The organism is Bacillus sp. EB600 (genome assembly GCF_024494385.1).
In the GTDB taxonomy this organism is placed as follows: domain Bacteria; phylum Bacillota; class Bacilli; order Bacillales; family Cytobacillaceae; genus JAEVLT01.
This window is the reverse complement of the sequence record NZ_JAEVLT010000072.1, coordinates 1-7,469: the sequence shown is the minus strand read 5'-3', so window position 1 is coordinate 7,469 and position 7,469 is coordinate 1. Positions and strand designations below refer to the sequence as shown.

Below are 7,469 nucleotides of genomic sequence, written 5' to 3'. Positions count from 1 at the left end.
AAAAGCCTTGGACAAATTCAAATACTGTTAACTGGAAAACACAAAAGCCGTACAAAGGAATCAATACTTTTCTTGTCGAACCTGATGAATATGCTTCTAAAAGACAGATTTTAGAAGCTGGCGGACAAATTAAAAAAGAGGAAATGAAAAATTCCCATATTGTGTATTGGCTTTGGAAAGAAGTAGAGGATGAAGAAACGAAAGAAAAAAAGACCTTTGCTAACCCCTTTTATTATCGAGTTTGGGAGATTACTAAACAGTGTATAGGATTGGAAAGTAAAAGAAACATTGAAACCTTTGACCATGAACCAATTGAAAAGGCAGAAGAGATTTTTAAGGGATATACAAATGCCCCTGATTATACGTTCCATTCAGGAAAAGCTGTTTATCATCCGGTAGAAGATCAGATCAATTGCCCTCCACATCAAGACTTCAAAGTGCCAGAAGAATACTATAGCACCCTTTTTCACGAAATGGCCCATTCGGCGGGACATCAAAGCCGTTTAGCACGCCCAGGTGTCACGACTCAAGGAGTTGCATTCGGAGATGAAATCTATTCTAAAGAGGAATTAGTGGCTGAAATGACTGCGACCATGTTGTACGGAGTAGCTGGAATTGATAACAGTACTTTAGAAAATAGCGCAAGCTATATTGATTCATGGATTAGAGCTTTAATGAAAGAAAGCCGGTTAGTCTTGCAAGCAGCAGCACAAGCACAGAAGGCAGCCGATTATATTTTAGGAGAAACAAAGAATCAGCCTACAATCGAAAATTAAAAATATATGAACCTACAATATCACAAGTCAAAGTTCACCGGCTGACCTGTCAGCCGGTGAAAGGATAATCGAACATAGTGAACATGATCCATCATAAAAGGAGTGAAAGAAATGAAAGTTTTTCAAATGATTTATTTTGCAAAAGGCCTACAAATGGTATCTAGCGCTTAAAATAGGTGCAAAATAACTCCTAAAGTGACACACTGACATAAACGGTACTTTTTATTTGTAAAAAACAAGTTATGCAAGTTATAATTTGCATAACTTGTTTTGATATTTTATAATTTTAAAAGAAAATATCTATGGAGGATATTCAAGGCTTACTAATACAGATATCACTTTTTAAAAATGGAACATCTTGTGAAAATAGAACAAAATTGCATTTAGGAGGAATTTATTGTGGGTTTGAGTGTTGAACAACTATCAGAAACCCGTCAAATGATCCTTCGTGCCCTTAAACGTAACGGACCAGCTACGATTGCTGAATTAGCTTCTCAACTAGAGATGACGCGTGAAGCTATACGACAACACCTTTTGCAGCTTGAATATGAAGGGTGGATCGGACGTTACTTGAAAAGAGATTCAGGTAACGGGGGAGGACGTCCTTCGACGTGTTATTGTCTCACATCTGAAGGGGATCACTTATTCCCTAAGTATTATGACTCCCTCACCGTAGAAGTCCTTGACACCGTTGCTGATCAGCTGGGACCGGAGGCCTTAACACAGGTACTATCTAGGATGACGGAGGCACGGGTAAGTGAGTGGGAAACACGTCTACATGGATTAAATTTGGCGGAACGAATAGAAGCTCTCAAAGGAATTTATATGGAAGATGACTCCTTTATGGAAGTAGAACATTCCGGTGAGCAGCTCTCCCTGATTGAACGGAATTGCCCATTCCTTAATGTTGCCAAACGGCGTCCAGCCCTTTGTAGTGTGACCGTCTCAGTCCTTACTCGTTTACTTGGCTATAGGGTCATACGTGAAGAACGTTTTCAGAATGGGGATGGACGTTGTGCCTTCCGAGTATTACTGAATGAGCCTATTGAAGAAGGTTCTATTAATTTCACTCTAGAAACTTAATTTTGAGTCATTTAAAAATTAATTAATCGCTATTTCTATTAAAAAGGTTTAGGAGGTAAATAAAATGGCCATTGATACACAAATCTTAATTACAAAGGAATTTCCCAATTTAATAGATGTAAATAAAAAAAACAATCAAGCTCATCGATTCATGGAGGGTGTTAAAGACTTAATCGAATTATGCGGGGATGATCCTGACCGTGACGGTCTACTAGAAACGCCTTATCGTGTATTTAAGGCATTTCTTGAATATACGGAGGGATATCGAGAAGATCCTAAAACACATCTTGAAAAAACGTTTGATGTTTCCCATCAAGAACTTGTTCTTGTAAAAGATATTGAGTTCCACTCCGTATGTGAGCATCATTTTGCACCCTTTTTCGGTGTAGCCCATGTTGGGTATATACCTAATGAGAAAATAACTGGTTTGTCCAAAATAGCGCGCATGGTTGAAGGATACGCCAAAAGATTTCAAGTCCAAGAACGTCTTACAACACAGATCTCAGAGGCTATAGAAGAAGTTCTTGAGCCAAAAGGAACGATGGTAGTTATCGAAGCAAAACATATGTGTATGTGTGGAAGAGGAATCAAAAAGACCAGCGCATCCACTACTACTTCATCTGTTAGGGGGATATTTGCTGAGCAGTCGGAAGCGCGAGCAGAATTTTTATCCTTACTTCAAAGATAAGGATTGATAATTGAATGTTAAGGATAATGCTTCATACTGATTATCCTCTAAAAGTGTGCAAGTTTGCGGGAAATTTGTAATTAAAGGGGGGATATTTTGCAGGATAAAGTAGCTTTGATAACCGGAAGTGCGACAGGTTTAGGAAAACGGGCAGCTTTAGAATTAGCCAAAGAGGGAATAGATATCGTTTTAAACTATGTCCACAGTGCGGAGAAGGCATGGGAAACTTCTCGTTTTATATCTGAAACTTACGGAGTTCGATCTATAGCAATTCAAGCAGATATTAGCCTTTATGAAGATGTTCAGAATCTTATTCGACTTACCCTTTCGGAGATGGGTAGAATTGATATCCTTATTCATAATGCCGGACCGTATATTAAGGAAAGAAAAAATATGAGTGATTACACGATGGATGAGTGGCATTTAATGATAAATGGAAATTTAAACAGTGTTTTTTATTTATCGAAATTAGTTCTGCCGTTCATGCGTCAAAACCAGTGGGGACGCATGATTACCATTGGTTTTGACCGGGCCGAAACGGCACCAGGATGGAAATATCGCTCAGCTTATGCCGCAGCAAAGTCTGGAGTGGTTTCATTAACGAAAACACTCGCTTTAGAAGAGGCGGAAAATGGAATCACTGTTAATATGGTTTGTCCTGGAGATATTCCCGATGGATATAAAGAAATGAATATTGGAGATGTACGAGGACAAAACAATCGAAGTAATCCAATTGGAAGAACGGGTACAGGAGAGGATATTGCTCGTGTCATTCATTTCCTTTGCAAGGAAGATTCCGATTTCATAACTGGATCTGTCATATCGGTTACGGGTGGAAAAAATGTGTTAAATAACAATTCTAGTAAGAAAACAATTTGATAAGAAAAACAGTGTGATCTATTCTTTTATGGATTTTGAAATATTTCAAACAACCTGTTTCTTACTTACAGTCTTGATTGAAGTTTCCACAATACTTCGATGATACAGGAAAAGTGTTACTCTTATTGAATTTTATCACACTTTAGTTTGTGATATTAATGGGATAGGATAGCAGCTTTTGCGGATGAGGTAATAGGAGAGAGTAGGAGTAATGCCAACCATTTATTCAAAAGTTGAGAAAGAGACCCTTACCGGCTTCAATACTCTTGACTCGTGAATGATCCAACCACCTTTTATTAGTTATCGTTAATAAAAAAAGGTGAGATGCTTTGGCTAAAGAATTTAGCTGCCAGTACATTTTTAAATTTAAATGGATATAGAATTAGTCTTAGTAATGAAGAACTATTCAATAAATGTATAGAGATTGCTTGATCAAAATTCTAGACCAAGACTTGAAGATGTTGAATTGTGGCTAGAAAAGTATTCTGTGATATATGATTACGAAAATGATATAGATTTATAATGGTTACTTGTTTTTCTTTCTAAAAAGGGAACAGGTAACCATTTTTTATTAGAAAATCCATAACAATTCGTATAATACCTCTTAAGAGAAATCTTACATTCAATTAAGTCTGTTAGCCCAAGAACTGACGGATATTTTAAGTTATAATCTCTAATTACAGTATGTGCTAAATACACATCATTTTATTAATGCGAAGTACAGGCAATTAGATGAATAAATGTTCTGGAACCTAGGTAAAAGTTAATAAGAAAAAGCAGGAAAAATACTAACATTTTAAGAACATGTACAGTGCGAATGTTTGACATAATATAAGTTTAATAATGTTAAATATAGGATAGAAGACATCAAAAAAGGTATTTAAAGTTAAAATGTTTAAATTGCTTTTATGGAATCAAGCCCAACTATGATCAGCGAAAGAAAGGCTCAAAGGGAAAATATCGACAATCGGATAAATTTTGAATTCTTTGCAGAGATTGATAAAAATATCATGTTTTGCGGAGTGGTAAAAATCCCCGACTACTTTACTGATATGGCTAGTAGCGCCATTAATTCAAAGGAATAGTGAGTTTAAAGGTAAATTAAACGGTAAAAATGTATGATTTAAATTAAAACTTATAATTGGGTTAGAGAAATGGATGTGTATAAATATGGAGAGGATTAAAATCCCACAAAATGCCGAAGTAATTGTGAGACTTCGAGCAAGGGGGATATTACATAATGGGTTATACATAAAAGAACAGATAAATGTGTTTTAATGCGATTCCTCCTTTTCCACTTATTTTGAACATTTTTCAATATAAGAGCCGTTTCTTAACGGCAACTCTAAGGGAGGATACTCACAGTAGTACTTAAAGATTTAATAGTCCTCATCGTGTTAGAAGATAGGGGCTTTTTTATGCTTAAAGAAAAACCGCTCTTACTGTAAATGTAGGAAACGGATTGTTTGTTGTATCAACCTTGTTGTAAAAGACCAGAATATCCCCATTTTCCCTTCCTTTAGGTGGATGTCCAACCCATTCGATCCATATATACGTATAAATAACTATTAAATATTGAAGGAGATGGGACAATAAATGTTTAGTTTAGGCGGAGCAGACCTGACCCGATTTTTATTTGCAGTAGTTGCGCTCCTTATAGCAGCCAATGTACTCGGTTTCATTGCTGAACGACTTGCCATTCCGCGTGTCATTGGTGAAGTAGCAGGGGGATTGCTCCTCGGTCCAACGTGTATGGGTTCCTTTTTTCCCGACGCGTTTCATTGGCTTTTCCTTGGTTTTAAAACGGAAGGTAATCTATTCGGGCTTATTTATCAGCTTGGGATGATCCTTCTCTTATTTACCGCCGGATTAAAATTTCAATCCAGATTTGCTAAATCAGACGTAAAAATCGGGATTGCCATTATTATCGGATCAACGTTTATTCCGTTCGTTGTGGGATGGCTATCCACTTACCTATTTAATCCAACTCAATTTCTGGGACCTGCCAACAATATCATGGCTTTGAAAATCGTTGTGGCCATTTCCATAGCGGTAACTTCGATTCCTGTGATATCGAAAATCTTTTCTGACCTCGGAATCATGCACTCCCGTTTTGCGAAAGTGGTTGTCGCAATCGCCGGTGTGCACGACGTCATTCTGTGGGTTGCCTTAGCAGTTGCTTCGGGGATTGTAGCCGCAGGGAACAATGGCAGTGCCATAGATGTCTGGGTTGTTTCGAAAAGTCTTGTGGTGACTTTTACGTTCCTGATAGTTTGTATCGCAGTCATTCCTTGGCTACTTAAACGAGTGACGTCTAAACGTGCAAACATCTTATTCCGTGCCTCATTCTTGGGATATTTCTTGGTTATCCTGTTTGGGCTGTCTGCTATCGCAGGATCTCTTCAAGTGGATGTCATGTATGGGGCTCTACTGGCTGGTATTGCGACTAAATTTACCTTGCCAGAACATCTGTTTAAAAGAATGGAGAGCAGCATTTCAGAAATATCCTTTGCTTTCTTCATCCCGCTTTATTTTGCCATTGTTGGTTTGCAGTTGAACCTTGCGACGAATTTTAGTGTCGGGTTTTTCGTTCTTTATTTGATTTTTGCGACCATAGTGCAGAGTCTTGTTGTTTACTTCACATGCCGGTTGATCAAGACGGATAAGCTAACGAGCGTGAACTTCGCAGCTGCTATGAATGCCCGTGGTGGTCCGGGTATTGTGCTTTCCACTGTAGCGTTCTCCCTCGGGATTATTAATCAAAATTTCTTCGCTATACTGGTCATGCTGGCATTGGTAACCTCTTGGATGGCCGGTTCGTGGATAAGGTATGTTTTGAAAAAGGGCAAACCTCTCATGCCTGGTGATGAACACCTGACAATTCGTAGGGTGCAGGAGGAAGCAGTATTCGAACTCAAACAGCTTCCCAAATAAGGTTATCGAGCCGTTTTCAAAGGTTCAAATCTTGATTACAAAAAAACAAATAAGTGTCTATCATCCAAATATAGGAAATAATCCTGACGTAGATAATCCCTTACAGAGTATAAACGTGTTCTCCGACCATTTAATTTTGCTGATGTTATTTCGTTGACTAAAAATTATGATTGATATCAAAAAAAAAAAAAATCCTAATGTAGAGTTTCATCCTTTTTCGTAATACAAGTTAATCTTATGGAATTTTGATGGACTTCATGTCCGCCTATAATTCGAAAACTATTATATTAGCCGCCCCCGTTATTTATTCAATCGAATAGGATAAGCTAAGCATCTAAAAATATTCTTGTCGCAATAAAAGAGAGGGGAGAGAATGGTGGCATATATAGATCCATATTTAATGCGGATTTTCCGGCGGAAAATCGCCAATCCCGCTACTTTTGGACGGGTGTGCGGTATTCTATGCAATTGCCGTCTCGAGGATTTATGCAGACCGAAAGGGGCATATGGTTTAGTCGATAAGTTATCCAGTTGCCTGGGGGTGCCAGTAACGCCTGAGCAAAGGGACAATGCCGCGCGCTGGATAATGTCCTGTGGAATTGATCCAGCAGACCGCAGGGAGCGGTACAGAATGTTGAACCATATCAGGGAATTTTAGATTAATTGAGATGTTAACCACGTCTTATGAAATCGAGGGACGTGGTTTATTTATTTCAAGGCCGGGATGCGCGTTAGTAGGTCCCTTTAGAACCGGCGAGTAGTAATTAGGGAAGATTAGAAAGAGAATTTACTACCGCAAATTCTACTACGGAACAAGCAGCTCCAAGCGGCCGGAAGGTTAAGACACATAGGAAACCGCCTTGGAATACAGTAAGGTAGAAGGGGCAGTTAACCATCCCAAAAGGACGTTCCACTTAGCTGGAAACGTCCTTTACATGGTGTGTCCAGCGTGGGTGCATGCTCCGGATATAGGTCCCCAACAGTAAAGGCATTATTAACTGTAGATTAAAGACAAGGGTATGCAGGGGTTACTCTCATAACCGGAGGAAGTCGGCTTCAAACTTCCGCTCTGAGGAACACGAATGTCATATCAGTAACCAGTTTTACAA

General features: G+C 38.6%; 6 protein-coding genes. All 6 read left to right on the top strand.

What is annotated here, in order from left to right; translation table 11 throughout:
* Positions 1–776, top strand: a 776-nt coding sequence (locus tag JN080_RS27910) for a zincin-like metallopeptidase domain-containing protein (protein ID WP_256239210.1), incomplete at its 5' end; no start/stop codon positions are given.
* Positions 777–1,175: 399 nt separating this feature from the next.
* Complete coding sequence (locus JN080_RS27905) at positions 1,176–1,859, top strand: helix-turn-helix transcriptional regulator (RefSeq protein WP_256239209.1); 684 nt, start codon at positions 1,176–1,178, stop codon at positions 1,857–1,859.
* Positions 1,860–1,923: 64 nt separating this feature from the next.
* Positions 1,924–2,547, top strand: coding sequence for a GTP cyclohydrolase I FolE (folE, locus tag JN080_RS27900; protein WP_256239208.1), 624 nt, complete (start codon positions 1,924–1,926; stop codon positions 2,545–2,547).
* A gap of 96 nt (positions 2,548–2,643) precedes the next feature.
* Positions 2,644–3,426, top strand: coding sequence for an SDR family oxidoreductase (locus JN080_RS27895; protein ID WP_256239207.1), 783 nt, complete (start codon positions 2,644–2,646; stop codon positions 3,424–3,426).
* 1,596 nt (positions 3,427–5,022) lie between these two features.
* A complete protein-coding gene (locus JN080_RS27890; RefSeq protein WP_256239206.1) occupies positions 5,023–6,360 on the top strand; it encodes a cation:proton antiporter in 1,338 nt (445 codons plus the stop codon).
* 373 nt (positions 6,361–6,733) lie between these two features.
* The gene (locus JN080_RS27885) at positions 6,734–7,018 is read left to right on the top strand and encodes a hypothetical protein (protein WP_256239205.1); all 285 of its coding nucleotides are present in this window, start codon (positions 6,734–6,736) and stop codon (positions 7,016–7,018) included.
* Positions 7,019–7,469 lie beyond the last annotated feature (451 nt).